The 15,760-nt window shown below is 58.0% G+C and carries 14 protein-coding genes; 7 read left to right on the forward strand and 7 right to left on the reverse strand.

Annotation, left to right across the window (positions count from 1 at the left end):
- Window positions 1-654: 654 nt before the first annotated feature.
- Window positions 655-1,308 (reverse strand): ribosome biogenesis GTP-binding protein YihA/YsxC, encoded by a 654-nt coding sequence (yihA, locus tag BN1128_RS05525; RefSeq protein WP_042033919.1) that lies wholly within the window; start codon window positions 1,306-1,308, stop codon window positions 655-657.
- Between the two features lie 142 nt (window positions 1,309-1,450).
- On the opposite strand from yihA, the gene BN1128_RS05530 reads away from it, so the two are divergent.
- The 4 genes from BN1128_RS05530 (at window position 1,451) to hemN (ending at window position 5,327) form a co-directional block, all read left to right on the forward strand.
- Window positions 1,451-2,068, forward strand: coding sequence for a c-type cytochrome (locus BN1128_RS05530; RefSeq protein ID WP_042866911.1), 618 nt, complete (start codon window positions 1,451-1,453; stop codon window positions 2,066-2,068).
- A gap of 827 nt (window positions 2,069-2,895) precedes the next feature.
- Window positions 2,896-3,474 (forward strand): Der GTPase-activating protein YihI, encoded by a 579-nt coding sequence (yihI, locus tag BN1128_RS05540; RefSeq protein WP_042866913.1) that lies wholly within the window; start codon window positions 2,896-2,898, stop codon window positions 3,472-3,474.
- A gap of 11 nt (window positions 3,475-3,485) precedes the next feature.
- Complete coding sequence (locus tag BN1128_RS05545; protein ID WP_042866914.1) at window positions 3,486-3,926, forward strand: DUF2489 domain-containing protein; 441 nt, start codon at window positions 3,486-3,488, stop codon at window positions 3,924-3,926.
- A 27-nt stretch (window positions 3,927-3,953) separates the two neighbouring features.
- The gene (hemN, locus tag BN1128_RS05550; protein ID WP_042866916.1) at window positions 3,954-5,327 is read left to right on the forward strand and encodes an oxygen-independent coproporphyrinogen III oxidase; all 1,374 of its coding nucleotides are present in this window, start codon (window positions 3,954-3,956) and stop codon (window positions 5,325-5,327) included.
- Between the two features lie 78 nt (window positions 5,328-5,405).
- Here the strand turns inward: hemN and add are convergent, their stop codons facing one another.
- The 5 genes from add to glnA all read right to left on the reverse strand — a co-directional run bounded on the left by add (window position 5,406) and on the right by glnA (window position 11,192).
- Window positions 5,406-6,407: an adenosine deaminase gene (add, locus tag BN1128_RS05555; protein ID WP_042866918.1), complete on the reverse strand. Its 1,002-nt coding sequence runs from the start codon at window positions 6,405-6,407 to the stop codon at window positions 5,406-5,408.
- Window positions 6,408-6,548: 141 nt separating this feature from the next.
- Window positions 6,549-7,967 carry a nitrogen regulation protein NR(I) gene (gene glnG / locus BN1128_RS05560; RefSeq protein ID WP_042866919.1) on the reverse strand — a complete coding sequence of 473 codons (1,419 nt, stop codon included), beginning with the start codon at window positions 7,965-7,967 and terminating at the stop codon, window positions 6,549-6,551.
- Window positions 7,968-7,976: 9 nt separating this feature from the next.
- Window positions 7,977-9,032 (reverse strand): nitrogen regulation protein NR(II), encoded by a 1,056-nt coding sequence (gene glnL, locus BN1128_RS05565; protein WP_042866921.1) that lies wholly within the window; start codon window positions 9,030-9,032, stop codon window positions 7,977-7,979.
- Window positions 9,033-9,112: 80 nt separating this feature from the next.
- Window positions 9,113-9,691 carry a DUF4124 domain-containing protein gene (locus BN1128_RS05570; RefSeq protein ID WP_042866922.1) on the reverse strand — a complete coding sequence of 193 codons (579 nt, stop codon included), beginning with the start codon at window positions 9,689-9,691 and terminating at the stop codon, window positions 9,113-9,115.
- Window positions 9,692-9,782: 91 nt separating this feature from the next.
- Window positions 9,783-11,192, reverse strand: coding sequence for a glutamate--ammonia ligase (gene glnA, locus BN1128_RS05575; protein ID WP_042866924.1), 1,410 nt, complete (start codon window positions 11,190-11,192; stop codon window positions 9,783-9,785).
- A 351-nt stretch (window positions 11,193-11,543) separates the two neighbouring features.
- On the opposite strand from glnA, the gene typA reads away from it, so the two are divergent.
- The 3 genes from typA (at window position 11,544) to dtd (ending at window position 14,932) form a co-directional block, all read left to right on the forward strand.
- Window positions 11,544-13,355: a translational GTPase TypA gene (gene typA / locus BN1128_RS05580; RefSeq protein ID WP_005319864.1), complete on the forward strand. Its 1,812-nt coding sequence runs from the start codon at window positions 11,544-11,546 to the stop codon at window positions 13,353-13,355.
- Window positions 13,356-13,528: 173 nt separating this feature from the next.
- The gene (locus BN1128_RS05585) at window positions 13,529-14,401 is read left to right on the forward strand and encodes a virulence factor BrkB family protein (RefSeq protein WP_042866926.1); all 873 of its coding nucleotides are present in this window, start codon (window positions 13,529-13,531) and stop codon (window positions 14,399-14,401) included.
- A 93-nt stretch (window positions 14,402-14,494) separates the two neighbouring features.
- Window positions 14,495-14,932, forward strand: coding sequence for a D-aminoacyl-tRNA deacylase (gene dtd / locus BN1128_RS05590; protein WP_042866995.1), 438 nt, complete (start codon window positions 14,495-14,497; stop codon window positions 14,930-14,932).
- Window positions 14,933-14,978: 46 nt separating this feature from the next.
- Here dtd and BN1128_RS05595 read toward each other — a convergent pair whose 3' ends face one another.
- Window positions 14,979-15,647 (reverse strand): spermidine synthase, encoded by a 669-nt coding sequence (locus BN1128_RS05595; RefSeq protein WP_042866997.1) that lies wholly within the window; start codon window positions 15,645-15,647, stop codon window positions 14,979-14,981.
- Between the last annotated feature and the right edge of the window lie 113 nt (window positions 15,648-15,760).

A 15,760-nucleotide genomic window follows, 5' to 3' on the forward strand; every position in this document is an offset into this window, starting at 1 on the left:
AAAAGTGTTTTATGTAATTCATCTTTCGTGAAACTAAATTACATAAATTACTTTCACTTTCTGCTGCTTTGCTATACAGTTAGCGACGTAGGGTACAGAGGTAAGATGTTCTATCTTTCAGACCTTTTATTTCACGTAATTGAATGTGGCTGAATAGCAGCCCCGATGAGTATTCGTCGGGGTGTTTTTTTATGTGTGGCGTTTAGAGTAAATGCTTTAATGTCGCCAGATATTTGTTAGAATGAAGGGGCTTCTTGAGGAAAACTAGTCGTCTTTGTTCTCAAGATTTAGCTTCTTCCCAATTTTTGAACTGATTGTTTCAGGCCGATACTGCACCAGTGGTATTGGCCTCATTTTTGTCCCTGCCCGCCACCTCCATGTAATAAAATTTCATTTCTGTACTTATTGAGTGATGCGCTTGTTATTCGATGGCAGAAATCTGAAAACGTTGCCATGGGAATGAAAAGTTAATTTAAAATGGTAATTAACTTTTCATTCCATTGTTAAAGAAGGCTTTTATAAAATTTTCTGGGGGAAAGGTATAGGCGGGTATCGAGGGTTGGCGGGACGTCATCAAACTGAAAGTCTTTCAATCAGCGGAGGGTCAACTCCGCCAATTGCAAGGAGGGGATAGCAGTATGATGGAGGAATGCATTATTCCTCGATCTGCTCTTGCTCATCACCTTCGGCGATCTCGTCTGCTCCGGCCAGATACCAGCCAGACAGAGTCTGGGCCAGTTTCTCCACTCCGATATTATTGAGGGAGGAGAAAGCTTCTACTTGGATCTGCGGGCCCAGGTCGGCAATGGCCTGACGAACCTTGATGACCTGATTGTTGCGGGGACCCGGGCTCAGCTTGTCCGCCTTGGTCAGCAGCAGCATGACCGGCAGTTCACGGTGGGAGCTCCACTCCAGCATGTTCATGTCGGTATCTTTGAGTGGGTGACGGATGTCCATCAGGATCACCAGGCCTTTCAATGACTCACGACGCTGCAGGTATTCTGCCAGTGACTTTTGCCACTTGAGCTTCATTTCCAGTGGTACTTGTGCATAACCATAGCCCGGCAGATCGACCAGACGCTTGCCCGGTTCCAGTTCAAACAGGTTGATCAACTGGGTGCGGCCCGGGGTTTTACTGGTGCGAGCCAGGTTCTTGTGCTTGGTTAAGGTGTTCAATGCAGATGACTTACCGGCATTGGAACGGCCGGCAAACGCAATCTCGACACCCCCATCATTTGGCAGGTGACGGATGTCGGGTGCGCTGGTCACAAAATGCACCTTATTGAAATTCAGAGTTTGTGTATCCAACGTAAATTCCCCATAGAGATAGAGGGTTATAGAGTTACTTTTTTGTGAAATCGTGTAAAATGGCGTCGTTTAAACGCGTTTATTTTAACATGCCTTCAGCGGCATGGGATCTGGAAGCCTAATAACGAGAAGTTGGAACGCCATGAAGAACCTAGTCATTACTCTTGCTCTGATGGTTGGCGTAACGGGGATGGCACAAGCCAAGGGCGATGCCGCTGCGGGACAATCCAAGGCTGCCGTGTGTGCGGCTTGTCATGGACCGGACGGAAACAGCCTTGTCGATATGTATCCCAAGATTGCTGGTCAGCACGCATCATATATCAAAAAGCAATTAGTTGAACTGAAGGCTGCAGCTTCTGGCCAAATTGGTCGAGTTGCACCCATCATGGGGCCTATGGCTCTCCCCTTGTCCGATCAGGACATGGAAGACCTTGCTGCCTACTTCTCCAGCCAGAAGGTAACACCGATTGCGGTGCCTGATGACGCTGTAGCAGCGGGTAAAGCGCTCTATATGGGTGGTGACATGAGCCGTGGTCTGGCTGCTTGTACCGCTTGTCACGGTCCGCGGGGCTCGGGTGTCGAGCAGGCCAAATATCCGAGCCTGTCCGGCCAGCATCCTGCTTATATCAAGGCCCAGCTCACCGCGTTTCGTGCAGCTGCCCGTGATAACGACCCGAACAGCATGATGCGGGACGTTGCCAAGAAGCTGACCGATCAGGATATAGAAGCCTTGTCCAAATACGTGGCCGGTTTGCACTGAAAACGCATTGTGATGTACCCCATTGATATTAACGAGGAGCCGCTGGCTCCTCGTTTCTTTTTGGCCTTTAACTCCATTTGGCCAATTTTTTCTCGCATTGTTGTAAGAGATCCCCCATTCATTGGCCTGGCCAGGGCTTAAACATTTTTCAAATAATGTTTAGTAATTCATTAATTTCAATATGTTAAATGACAATAAGCAATTTATCTCCGTTTGAAAACGTTCTTGGTGGATTGAGTCGTTTTATTAAGTTGATACAGTGGATGCATGGAGTGGCCCACGAGGCGATTCACGACCGGGATGTTGTGAAGACAGGATGTCGATGCGGCGGGATGCCACAGGACCACGCAAGTGACAGGCAAGGGATTGAAATACCAGGATGGTGACTGCTCAGGAAGAGCGGGGCTGCGGGATGCAACCACCCCAGAGTGATGGCCGGAGGCTGTCCCCATGGGTCAAGCAAGCACACGCACATTCAGGAACGACCATTAAGGTCAGGACGACCATATACAAAGATATGATGCGCAGAGGTATCACCATGGACAGGGTGATTTGCAGCCAGGGATGGGACTCGCATAAACATATCGAGGCAGCTTCGGCTGCCTTTTTTCTTTTGGGTCATTAACCCGATTAGCCATTCTGTGTCAAAATACCAGCAACATGCCCAGAGGATACCGATCCTGCGGTGTTCAGAGGCCAGAAATGGTCGGGTTGGTGCAGGATCCCGCTCTTGTTTCTGATCCACTGTCCCCCGTGTCAGTATCCTCCCCGGATGGTCTCATCCCGGGTGCGGCTTCAATCCAGTTATTTGTCGGAGTCAGTCATTCATGTCGGCTAAACAACCCAATCGCAAGCCTACCGGTAAGCGCAAAGAATCAGATGCCAGTGCCCTGGAAGGCCGTGAGCGCAAACGCGCCGCCAAGCGTAAGGGCTTGAAGGCGGGCTCCCGCCAGCAGGCAGAACAGTCCAGCAACAAGAATGGCAAGCAGGCCAAGGATCCGCGTATCGGTTCTCGCAAGCCCATCGCCCTGATAGTGGAAGAGAAGAGCGGCAAGCCGGTTGCACCCAAGCCGGTAAAAGAGAAGAAGCTGGTAATGACGCCCGAGCAGGAGCTGGCTGCCATCGAGAATGATGATCGCCTGAACGATCTGCTGGATCGCCTCGATGCCGGCGAGACCCTGGAAGCGGCCGAGCAGACCTGGGTTGACCAGCGTGTCGATCGCTATCAGGAGCTGATGGATGAGCTTGGCATCATAGACAACGATGATGACGAAGACGACGATGGCTCCTTCGACGATGCCGGCTATGACGAGCCGAGCCAGCCCGCCTCCGAAGAGGAGCTGTGGGATCGCTTCACCCAGGTTGACTATCAGCCAGAGCCCAAGCCTGAGCCGAAGAAAAAGTGATGAGTGGATGGATGCTGGCCGCCCTGTTGGGCGGCCTGATTTTGCTGGGGCTGGCCGTGTATGCCGGTACCCTGCTGGCCCGTCTCAAGCGTCAGCGTGATATGCAGATGCATGCCGTTGCGGCCCGCAATGAGCGTATCCTCGACAGCGTGCGGGTGATTGCCCATGCGGTGCGGGACGGTCAGTGCGACTACTCCGAAGGCGCTATCCGGCTGACCAATTTGCTGGATGCCTTGCAGATCAAGGGCGGTCGGGCCTTTGCCAGTGAATTTCCGGGTTTGTACAGTCTATATGAGAAGGTGAAAGAGATGCCGACTCATGAGGCGAGACGTGCCCTCAAGCGCAATGAAGTGATGAAGATGGATCTCGAACGCAGTGGCTATGAGGCCGAGCTGGAGGCGCAGATCCTCAAGGATGTGGCCCAACTGAAGGATTTTCAGTTAAGCCGGTGAGCCGATAACAAAAAAGAGGAAGCAAGCGTGCAAGCAGAACAGATTGTGTGGGATCAGGCCCTGATCGAAAAATATAACTACAGCGGCCCGCGCTACACCTCCTATCCCACTGCGCTGGAGTTCAACGAGCGTTTCGGCTATCCGGACTTCGTTCACGCCGCAGGCCAGTATCCGGCGCGCAACCTGTCTCTCTACGTGCACATCCCTTTCTGTCACAAGCTCTGCTACTACTGCGGCTGCAACAAGGTGATCACCCGTCATCAGCACAAGGCCGATCAGTACCTCGACTATCTCGAGCAGGAGATCAAGGCCCAGGCCCCCCTGTTCAAGCACCGGCTGGTGACCCAGCTGCACTGGGGCGGCGGCACGCCCACCTATCTTGACGAAGCCCAGACCCGCCGGCTGATGGCCATGTTGCGCGAGCACTTCCAGTTCGCGGACGAAGGCGAGATCAGCATCGAAGTGGATCCGCGGGAGATCGAGCTCACCATGCTGGATGTGCTGCGTGAAGTGGGGTTCAACCGCATCAGCCTCGGCGTGCAGGACTTCAACAAGGCAGTGCAGGTGGCGGTCAATCGCGAGCAGGATAACGACTTCATCCGCGCCATGCTGGAGCGTGCTCGTGCATTGGGCTTTCGCTCCACCAACCTGGATCTCATCTACGGCCTGCCGCACCAGAATTGCGACAGTTTCCACCATACCCTGGAAGAAGTGCTCAAGACGGATCCGGCCCGTCTCTCCATCTTCAACTATGCCCATCTGCCGAGCCGTTTCGCCGCTCAGCACAAGCTGAAAGAGGAAGATATGCCGGCCCCCCGGGAGAAGCTGGCCATGCTGCAGGACACCATCGCCTTCCTCACCAGCCAGGGTTATCAGTTCATCGGCATGGATCACTTCGCCAAGCCCGATGACGAGCTGGCGGTGGCCCAGCGCGAGGGCAAGCTGCACCGCAACTTCCAGGGCTACACCACCCAGGGGGATTGTGATCTGCTGGGGCTGGGGGTCTCCTCCATCAGCATGATCGGCGACGCCTATTCCCAGAACCAGAAAGAGCTCAAGGCCTATTACGCTCAGGTAGAGACGCTGGGCCATGCCCAGTGGAAGGGGTGCTCCCTCAACCAGGACGACCTGATCCGCCGCGAGGTGATCAAGCGTCTCATTTGCGACTTCAGCCTGAACTTCGCCGCCGTCGAACAGGCTCATGGCTTGGTCTTCAGTGAGTACTTCGCCGACGATCTCAAGCTGTTGCAGACCTTTATCGACGATGGTCTGGTACGCATGACCGAAGAGGGGCTGGAAGTGGTCTCCACCGGCCAGTTGCTCATTCGCAATATCTGCATGTGCTTCGACGTCTACTTGCGCAACAAGGCGCGCCAGCAGCAGTTCTCCCGGGTGATCTGAGCCGCAGGCTTTGTCACTGCAATAAAAAAAACCGCCTCTCGGCGGTTTTTTTTATTGCGTAAGCAAGCGGTTCAAGGCTCAGCGGCTGGCGGCGCGGGCGCTCAGCTCGGCTTTCTCGCTATCGCTCAGGAAGGCCAGCGTCAGGCCGTTTTGCTGGGCGGTGCGGATCTCGCTCGCCGTCATGCCGGCGGCCGGGGCGGCCACCTCATATTCGTGGGGCAGGTCTATGCCTTCGACCGCCGGATCGTCCGTGTTGAGGCAGACCAGCACGCCGGCGGCCAGGAACTGGCGGATCGGATGCTCGGTCAGGCTCGCCACAGTGGTGGTCTGGAGGTTGGAGGTGAGGCAGGATTCGATGCCGATGCGGTGCTCCGCCAGATAGGCCATCAGACGCGGATCCTGGATCGCCTTGACGCCGTGGCCGATACGCTCGGCGCCCAGATCGCGGATGGCTTGCCACATGCTCTCGGGGCCGGCGGCTTCGCCAGCGTGCACGGTGACGCGCATGCCCGCATCGCGCACCTTGCGAAAGTGCTCGGTGAACAGCTCACCCGGGAAGCCCAGCTCGTCACCGGCCAGATCGACGGCAACCAGCTTGTCGCGGTGGGCCAGACAGGCCTCCAGTTCGATGCGGCACTGCTCGGTGCCGAAGGTACGGCTCATGATGCCGATGAGGTTGGTCTTGATGCCAAAGTCGCGGCTGCCGGCAGCCACGCCGTCTATGATGGCTTCCACCACGCCCTGCGGATGCAGCTTGTGGGCCATTGCCATGTAGGCCGGGCTGAAGCGCAGCTCGGCGTAGTCGATGCCGGCGCGCAGCAGATCTTCCACGTTCTCGTAGGCGACCCGGCGGCAGGCGTCGTAATCGGCCAGCACGGCCACGCCCCAGTCCAGTTTCTTCAGGAAGGCGACCAGACTCGGCTCATTCTCGACGATCTGCACGTAGGGGCGCAGTGCCTCCAGCTCATCGGCGGGCAGCTGGATATTGTGCTGACGTCCCAGCTCGAGGATGGTCTGCGGACGAATGTTGCCGTCCAGATGGCGGTGCAGGTCGGTCAGGGGGAGAGATCTGTCAATCATGGTGACGCCTTCTTCGAGTCGGGTTTGAAAGCCTGTCATTCTAGGCAGGGCTCTCAAAAAAGATACCCCGTTTGAAATCAAACGGGGTCTTATTGGTCAGCGATTTGCCAAGGCGTGATGGGAATCGTTTTTCCCGAGGACTCAGGAGAGGTCGAGTTCCTTCAGCTTGCGAGTCAGGGTGTTGCGACCCCAGCCGAGCAGGCGGGCGGCTTCCTGTTTGTGGCCATGGGTGTGATCCAGTGCCGTCTCCAGCATGACCCGCTCGAACTGGGGCAGGGCATCGGCCAGGATGTCGGTCTCCCCCAGCGCCAGCTTGGCGGCCACCCAATCCTGCAACTGCTGCTGCCAGCCACCGGTCAGGGCCGGCTGGCCCGGCTCTGCCGCGCTGGTGATGGGGGTGAGCAGTTCGGCGGGCAGATCCCCAACCAGCACTTCCTGGCCAGAGGCCATCACGGTCAGCCAGCGGCAGACGTTCTCCAGCTGGCGCACGTTGCCCGGCCAGGGCAGGCGGCTGATGTAGGCCTGGGTGTCTGGATGCAGGCTCTTGGCCTCCACGTTCAGCTCCTTGGCGGCGCGCAGCAGAAAGTGCTGGGCCAGCTGGGGTATGTCTTCACGGCGCTCCTTGAGGGCGGGAATATGGATGCGGATGACGTTGAGGCGGTGGAACAGATCTTCCCGGAATTCGCCGTCGGCGACCCGCCTCTCCAGGTTCTGGTGGGTGGCGGCGATGATCCGCACGTCCACCTGCACCGGTTGATGGCCACCGACCCGATAGAACTGGCCATCGGCCAGCACCCGCAGCAAGCGGGTCTGCACATCCAGCGGCATGTCACCTATCTCGTCGAGAAACAGGGTGCCACCGTCGGCCTGCTCGAAGCGGCCGTGACGTATGTTGTTGGCACCGGTGAAGGCCCCCTTCTCATGGCCAAACAGCTCAGATTCGATGAGATCTTTCGGGATGGCCGCCATGTTGAGGGCGATGAAGTTTTTGTGGGCGCGCGGGCTGTGCTTGTGCAGCGCGTGGGCGACCAGCTCCTTGCCGGTGCCGCTCTGGCCGTTGATCAGCACAGAGATGCTGGATCGTGACAGCCGGCCTATGGCGCGGAACACCTCCTGCATCGCCGGCGCTTCGCCGATGATCTCGGGTGTGGCGGTCGTCTCCTGCTGGCGCGCCTTGCGTTTGGTGCGCTGCTCTTTCAGGTGATTCTCGGCGCGGCGCACCAGGGTTACCGCTTCGTCGATGTCGAACGGCTTGGGCAGGTATTCGAAGGCGCCGCGCTGATAGGCGTTGACCGCGCTGTCCAGATCCGAGTGCGCCGTCATGATGATGATGGGCAGATCGGCCTGGCGGCGGTGGATCTGCTCCAGCAGGCTGAGGCCGTCTATGCCGGGCATGCGGATATCGGAGAGGATCACGTCCGGCGAGCGCATTTCGAGCGAGCTCAGCAGGGCCTCGCCATCGGCGAAGCTCTCGCACTCGAAGCCTTCGCTGCCGAGGGTGCGTTCCAGCACCCAGCGGATAGAACTGTCGTCATCGACGATCCACACTTTTGCTGTCATGACGTTCCCTTATTTACGAAGCGGTAGAAAGATGGTGAATTCGGTGTGGCCTGGCCAGCTGATGCAGTCGATGCGCCCCTTGTGCTGATCGATCAGGTTCTGGGCGATGGAGAGACCGAGCCCCGTGCCTCCCTCCTTGCCGGTGATCATGGGGTAGAAGAGGGTATCGCGGATGGCATCGGGAATGCCGGGGCCGTTGTCGATGATCTTGATCTCGGCCGCCAGGCGATAGCGCTGGCCGTGGATGGTGATCTGGAACGCGGTGCGGGTCTTGATGCGGATGAGCCCGGTTTGCTCGCCTATGGCCTCGGCGGCGTTGCGCACCATGTTGAGAAACGCCTGCTGCAGCTGATCCGGCTCCATCTCGAATTCCGGAATGCTGGGATCGTAATCCCGCTCTATGCGGACAGTCGGCGGCAGCTCCAGCTCCACCAGGCGGCGCACCTGTTCCAGCACAGAGTGGACATTGTGCATCTGGTGACGACCCGGGCGTTGTGGACCGAGCAGGCGATCGACCAGCACTCGCAGCCGGTCGGCCTGCTCTATGATGATGCCTGTATATTCACGCAAGGCCGGATCCGGCAGCTCTTTTTGCAACAGCTGCGCCGCGCCGCGCAGGCCGCCCAGCGGGTTCTTGATCTCGTGGGCCAGACCGCGCACCAATTCCTTGGCCGCCAGTTGCTGGGCATGTTGTTGCAGCTCCTGGCTGATCTTCTTCTGCTGATCTATCTTGCGCAGCTCGACCACCATCAAGCGTTGTTCATGGTCAGCGAGCGGGCTCACGCTCATCTCCACCAGTCTGGGTTCTCCTTCCACCACCAGGGTCACTTCGCTGTCGGTGAAGCCCTGCCCCGAGGTGAGGCACTGCTTGAGGCGTTGCAGATCGAGGGAGATGTGTTCCAGCAGATGGGGCAGCTCGATCCCGATCAGCCGGCGCTGGCTGAGGGAAAGCAGTTGTTCGGCCGCCGGGTTGACGAACTGGATGCAGAGGCGCTCATCCATCAGGATGACGGCGGTCAGCAAGTTATCGAGCAGTATCTTGGCTTGATCCGGGCGGGTTGGCACAGGTTTCTCCCTAAAACGGTGCTATACACCAGTAATGCACCAACGTGGTGCATTTAGTCTACCCGTATCGATGCACAGGATCACCCCTTGTTGGGGAGCGGGGTCACTTTTGGTGCCGGATTGAGGCTGGCTCGGTGCAGGTAGAAGGTGACTACCCTGGATTTAGCAAGGATCGTACCGTCTTTGGCCAGTAGCTCGAGTTGGGCCTCGTGCGCACCGCGATCCAGGTTCTCGACCCGAATGGCCAGGCCATTTTTGACTATGGGGGCCGCCTTGCCATCCAGAGTCAGGCGCACGTCGTACTGGGTCGGGGCTTTCGGGCTGATCTGTCCCTGGAACACCACGTTGCCCGTGTTATCGCGCAGTGTACTGCCCTGTTCTGGTGAGAGCAGCTCGATCACCAGCTTGGCCGCCTCCTTTTCCTTCTTGGCATCGACGCCGGTAAGGCTGTTGAAGTTCTCCACCTGCACCGAGCGCGGCGAGCTGCCAATGAGAGGGGCAACCCGCAGGTCCACTTCTTTGGCCTGCTGGCCGGGAGGAGGGGCATCCGTGTAGTGGACGACGCCCTTGCTGTCGGTCCAGGAGTACACCTTGGCGGCCTGGGCCCCCATGCTCGCCAGCAGCAGACTCAGTGCCCATACGGGGTATATGTTCCTCATCCATCTCTCCTTGACGGGATTTTGCTTAATCCTATCAGAGAAAAAACCCGCCTGTTGGCGGGTTTGGTCAAGTTCTGAGCTGTGGTCCGGATTAAACGGAGTAGTACAGTTCAAACTCCAGCGGGTGCGGGGTCATGCGCACGCGGTCAACATCCTGCTGTTTCAGTTCCAGGTAGGAGTTGATGAAGTCATCGCTGAACACGCCACCGCGGGTCAGGAACTCGCGATCGCTGTCCAGTGCGGCCAGTGCTTCGTCCAGAGAGCCGGCAACGGTCGGCACTTCGGCGGCTTCTTCCGGCGGCAGGTCATACAAGTTCTTGTCCATGGCATCGCCCGGATGGATCTTGTTGATGATGCCGTCCAGACCGGCCATCAGCTGGGCTGCGAAGGCCAGATACGGGTTGGCAGCCGGATCCGGGAAGCGCACTTCGATACGACGGGCTTTCGGGCTCGGCACTACCGGGATACGAATGGAGGCTGAACGGTTGCGGGCAGAGTAGGCCAGCATGACAGGGGCTTCATAACCCGGCACCAGACGCTTGTAGGAGTTGGTGGTCGGGTTGGCAAAGGCGTTGATGGCCTTGGCGTGCTTGATGATACCGCCGATGTAGTGCAGTGCCATCTCGGACAGGCCGCCGTACAGGTCGCCGGCGAACAGGTTGACGCCGTTCTTGGCCAGGGACTGGTGGCAGTGCATGCCGGAGCCGTTGTCACCGAACATGGGTTTCGGCATGAAGGTGACAGTCTTGTTGTAGGCGTGGGCCACGTTGTGGATCACGTACTTGAGCACCTGTACTTCATCCGCTTTCAGGGTGAGGGTGTTGAAACGGGTGGCGATCTCGTTCTGACCGGCGGTCGCCACTTCGTGGTGGTGAGCTTCAACGACCTGGCCCATCTCTTCCAGCACCAGACACATGGCGGCGCGGATGTCCTGGGAGGAGTCGACCGGTGCAACCGGGAAGTAACCGCCTTTCACGAACGGACGGTGGCCCTTGTTGCCGTGCTCATACTCGGTACCCGAGTTCCAGGCGGCTTCTTCAGATTCGATTTTCACGAAGCTGTGGCCCATGGTGTTCGAGAAGGTGATGTTGTCGAACATGAAGAATTCCGGCTCCGGCCCGAACAGCACGGTGTCAGCGATGCCGCTGGCTTTCAGGAAATCTTCGGCACGCTTGGAGATGGAGCGCGGATCGCGGTCATAACCTTGCATGGTGGCCGGTTCCAGCACATCGCAGACGATGTTCAGGGTGGTCTCTTCGGTGAACGGATCCAGCTTGGCGGAGGCCGCATCCGGCATCAGCACCATGTCAGACTCGTTGATGCCCTTCCAGCCGCCGATGGAGGAGCCATCGAACATCTTGCCGTCTTCGAAGAAGTCTTCGTTGACCTGGTGGGAAGGGATGGATACGTGCTGCTCTTTACCCTTGGTGTCGGTAAAGCGCAGGTCAACAAACTTGACTTCGTGTTCCTGGATCAGGGCCAAAACGTTCTGGGCTGACATGCTAAGTAACCTCCGGTGTTAAAACTCTTAGGGTGAATGCGTCATCACATTCACATAAGCCAGTATCGTGCCAAGTTTGTGACAGCTTGATTTCAGGGCATTTGCGACTATAAGCCTGCCCCAAGACCCGCCATCTCAGCGCGTTACGCCTCAAAGTAGTGCAACAGTGGATCGTTTTGGTGCACTAAAATGGTGCGCAGTATACGGTCAGCCCCCATCTAAGCAGGCTTTGAGCGGAAGGTCCATGATCCCGATCCCCTGTTATGCGCGAATGCACTGCAATTCTGCTAGGCAGATCACAAAGGCGAGAGTACAATTAGCGCCCAATTTTACCCGGTGATTGAGGCGAGAATGTTAGAGAATTTACGCAATATTGCGATTATTGCGCACGTAGACCACGGCAAAACTACCCTGGTTGATAAGCTGCTGCAGCAGTCTGGAACCCTGGACCGTACCACTGATGGTCAAGAGCGTCTGATGGATTCCAACGACCTGGAAAAGGAACGTGGTATTACCATTCTCGCCAAGAACACCGCGATCCGCTGGAAAGACTACCGTATCAACATCGTTGATACCCCGGGTCACGCCGACTTCGGTGGTGAAGTAGAGCGCGTCATGTCCATGGTTGACTCTGTGCTGCTGCTGGTTGATGCTGTTGACGGCCCTATGCCGCAGACTCGTTTCGTGACCCAGAAGGCATTCGCCCAGGGTCTGAAGCCGATCGTGGTCATCAACAAGATCGACCGTCCGGGTGCTCGTCCTGACTGGGTTATGGATCAGGTATTCGACCTGTTTGACAACCTGGGTGCGACCGATGAGCAACTGGACTTCAAAGTTGTCTACGCCTCTGCACTGAACGGTTGGGCCACCATGGACCAGGGCGTTGAGTCCGACAACATGGAACCCCTGTTCCAGGCCATCGTTGATAACGTTGAGCAGCCGAAGGGTGATCCTGCCGGTGCTTTCCAGATGCAGATCTCCCAGCTGGATTACAACTCCTACGTGGGTGTTATCGGCATCGGCCGTATCAGCCGTGGTCGCGTCAAGACCAACCAGCAAGTCACCGTCATCGGTGCCGATGGCAAGACCCGTACCGGCAAAGTCGGTCAGGTGCTTGGCTACCTGGGTCTGTCCCGTACCGAAGTTGTCGACGCGCAAGCGGGCGACATCATCGCCATCACAGGTCTGGGCGAGCTGAAAATCTCCGACACCATCTGTGACAACAGTGCTGTTCAAGCCCTGCCGCCGCTCTCCGTTGACGAGCCGACCGTGAACATGACCTTCCAGGTCAACACCTCACCGTTCGCCGGTAAAGAAGGCAAGTTCGTGACCTCCCGCAACATCATGGAGCGTCTGAACCAGGAGCTGGTCCACAACGTGGCCCTGCGTGTGGAAGAGACCGAAGATCCGGACAAGTTCCGCGTATCTGGTCGTGGTGAACTGCACCTCTCCATCCTGATCGAAAACATGCGTCGCGAAGGCTACGAGCTGGCGGTATCCCGTCCGGAAGTTATCCTGCGCACCGTGGACGGCGTTCTGCACGAACCGTTCGAAACCGTGACTGTCGACGTGGAAGAGATCCACCAGGGTTCCGTGATGGAGCAACTCGGCCTGCGTAAGGGCGAGATGACCAACATGACCCCGGATGGCAAGGGCCGTGTCCGTCTTGACTTCATGATCCCGAGCCGTGGCCTGATCGGCTTCCAGACCGAGTTCCTGACCATGACGTCCGGTACCGGTCTGCTGTACCACACCTTCGACCATTACGGCCCGCACAAGGGTGGCAGCATCGGCGAGCGTCAGAACGGCGTTCTGATCTCCAATGCTACCGGCAAGGCGCTGACCTTCGCCCTGTTCGGTCTGCAAGACCGCGGTCGTCTGTTCATCGGTCACGCGACCGAAGTGTACGAAGGCCAGGTGATCGGTATTCACTCCCGTTCCAACGACCTGACAGTGAACTGCCTGAAGGGCAAGCAGCTGACCAACATGCGTGCCTCCGGTACCGACGAAGCCCAGGTGCTGACTCCGCCGATCCGCATGACCCTGGAACAGGCTCTCGAGTTCATCGACAACGATGAGCTGGTAGAGATCACGCCCAAGGCTATCCGTGTGCGTAAGAAACTGCTGACCGAGATGGATCGCAAGCGCGCTGGTCGTGCTTGATAGCTGTTCCTCGACAGACAGAGAGAGGCCTTCGGGCCTCTTTTTTTATGGTCGCTCGGCGGAGCATTGCCGGCCTGCATGCCCGAACAGGTCGCACCGAGCCGGCCCATGGGTGGCCAAATGGCCATGCAATCTGACACAATGCCGGCATGATGAAGACATTGGGAATCACGATGCAGCAGAAATTCGGTGGCCGTCTCGGCCATGCCCTCTCCTTTTTACGCCACGATGGTGGCCACTTTACCCAGTTTGTCTGGGGCCGTTTCCAGCAGGACAGGCTGACAGTGACCGCCGGTTATCTGGCCTATGTCACCCTGCTCTCCCTGGTGCCCATGATTGCCGTGGTGTTCGGCATGATGTCCGCCTTCCCCGTATTCCAGACCCTGAAACAGGCGATAGAGCAGTTCGTCTATCACAACTTCGTGCCCACCGCGGGTGAGATGCTCAAGGAGTACATAGACGGCTTCGTGGCCAATGCCACCAATACCACGGCCGTCGGTATTGGCGCCCTGATAGTGGTAGCGCTGATGCTGATCTCGGCCATCGACAAGAATCTCAACTACATCTGGCGCTCGACCCAGGGCCGACCGCTGGCTCAGGCGTTTGCCATGTACTGGATGATACTGACCCTGGGCCCAGTGCTCATAGGTGCCAGTATCGCCATCTCCTCCTATATTTTCTCGCTGCGGCTGTTTGGGGCCGAGAGCCTGTTCGGCATCGGCTACCTGCTGCTGCGCGGTTTGCCGTTCCTCTTCTCGGTGCTCACCTTCCTGCTGGTCTATACGGTGGTGCCCAACTGCAAGGTGCGGCTGATACACGCCTTCATCGGCGCCCTGGTGGCCGCTACCCTGTTCGAGCTGGCCAAGCGCGGATTTGCCATCTACATCACCAATTTCCCCTCCTATCAGGCCATCTATGGCGCCCTGGCGACCATTCCGATCCTGTTTGTCTGGGTTTATCTCAGCTGGTTGGTGGTCTTGCTTGGCGCGGAAACTACCGCCTGCCTCGGCGAATATGAGCGGCCCGCTTCAGAAGAGCTGGCTTGAGCCATCGCCTTGTAAGCCGTTTTATTGATAGCATCGATGACCGCTCCTGTTAGCAAGATGGGGGCGGTCATTTTGTTTCAAGAGGAGAGGGATGTGATTGCATTGATCCAGCGGGTTTCCGAGGCCAGCGTGACAGTGGAGGGGGAAATCACCGGCGCCATCGCCAATGGCCTGCTGGTGCTGCTCGGGGTGGAGCAGGGGGATGACGAGGCCAAGGCTGACAAGTTGCTGCACAAGGTGAGCGGCTACCGCATCTTCTCCGATGAAGAGGGCAAAATGAACCTCAGTGTGAGTCAGGCCGGCGGCAGCCTGCTGGTCGTCTCCCAATTTACCCTGGCGGCGGATACCAAAAAAGGCATGAGACCCGGCTTCTCCGGCGGCGCCCATCCGGTCGAAGCCGAGCGGCTATATGACTACTTCGTGGCGCAGGCAAAGGCCAGCGGCATACCAACCGAGACAGGCCGCTTTGCCGCCGACATGAAGGTAGCGTTGCTCAACGACGGTCCTGTGACCTTCTGGTTGCAGGTCTGAGAGGCTGCGTCAGCAGCGTCGGTGGCAATAACCGGGGGCATCGCGGCTAGGCGAGGTGGCGCGGGATTGCGTGCAGGATCACGTTGATGTAGCCGGGCACAGGGTGTGCCTGGGTGGGGCCAATCCACTCCTCGGCCAGCATGAGTGCCTGCTCCAGCTCCCTGTGGGTGCGTGGCAGCAGGTTGATGATGAGGGGACCGCGCAGCCGGGCTGCCAGAATCTGATAGAGGTGATGCTGGAACAGCAGCAGGGGGTTGCCATCCTGGCTGAACAGGTCGAGCAGCGCGAAGTCATAGGTGTTGTCGTGGGCCAGCAGGAAGGCGAGGGCATCGGCGTGGTGCAGGTGCAGCGCCCGATCAGCGGGCTCCGCCGGGTGGCGGAAGAACGCCTGAAACAGGGTCAGCACCTCTTCATCCAGATCCACGCAGTCGTGCCGTGCCTCGGGCCAGCGTGCCCCCAGGTGACGGGTGAGATCGCCGCCGCCCAACCCCAGCTCCAGCACCCGGGTAGCCGTCGCCGGCAACAGGCTGGCGATGCACTGCTGATGGGGCAGGCAGAGACTGGCCGGTTGGGCGAGGGACATGGCCGACTGTACCACGCCGTCTATTTCCAGCCAGCGGTGATGGGCATTTTCCAGAATGGAGAGGCGTCGTTCCGGCTTGGCGCTCAGGTGCAATAAGTGGTCGGCTTGGTACGCTTGCAGATTGAAGTCCATGAATTTGCACGGCAAGATGGTTTTCGACCAGTGTAACTCAAGGATGGGACTATGTACCGAGTGGTCACTCCCCATACGGCAGCCGAACTGGATGCTTACTACCAGCTGCGCTG

The sequence above is a fragment of the Aeromonas piscicola genome (genome assembly GCF_000820005.1).
GTDB classification, from domain to species: Bacteria; Pseudomonadota; Gammaproteobacteria; order Enterobacterales; family Aeromonadaceae; genus Aeromonas; species Aeromonas piscicola.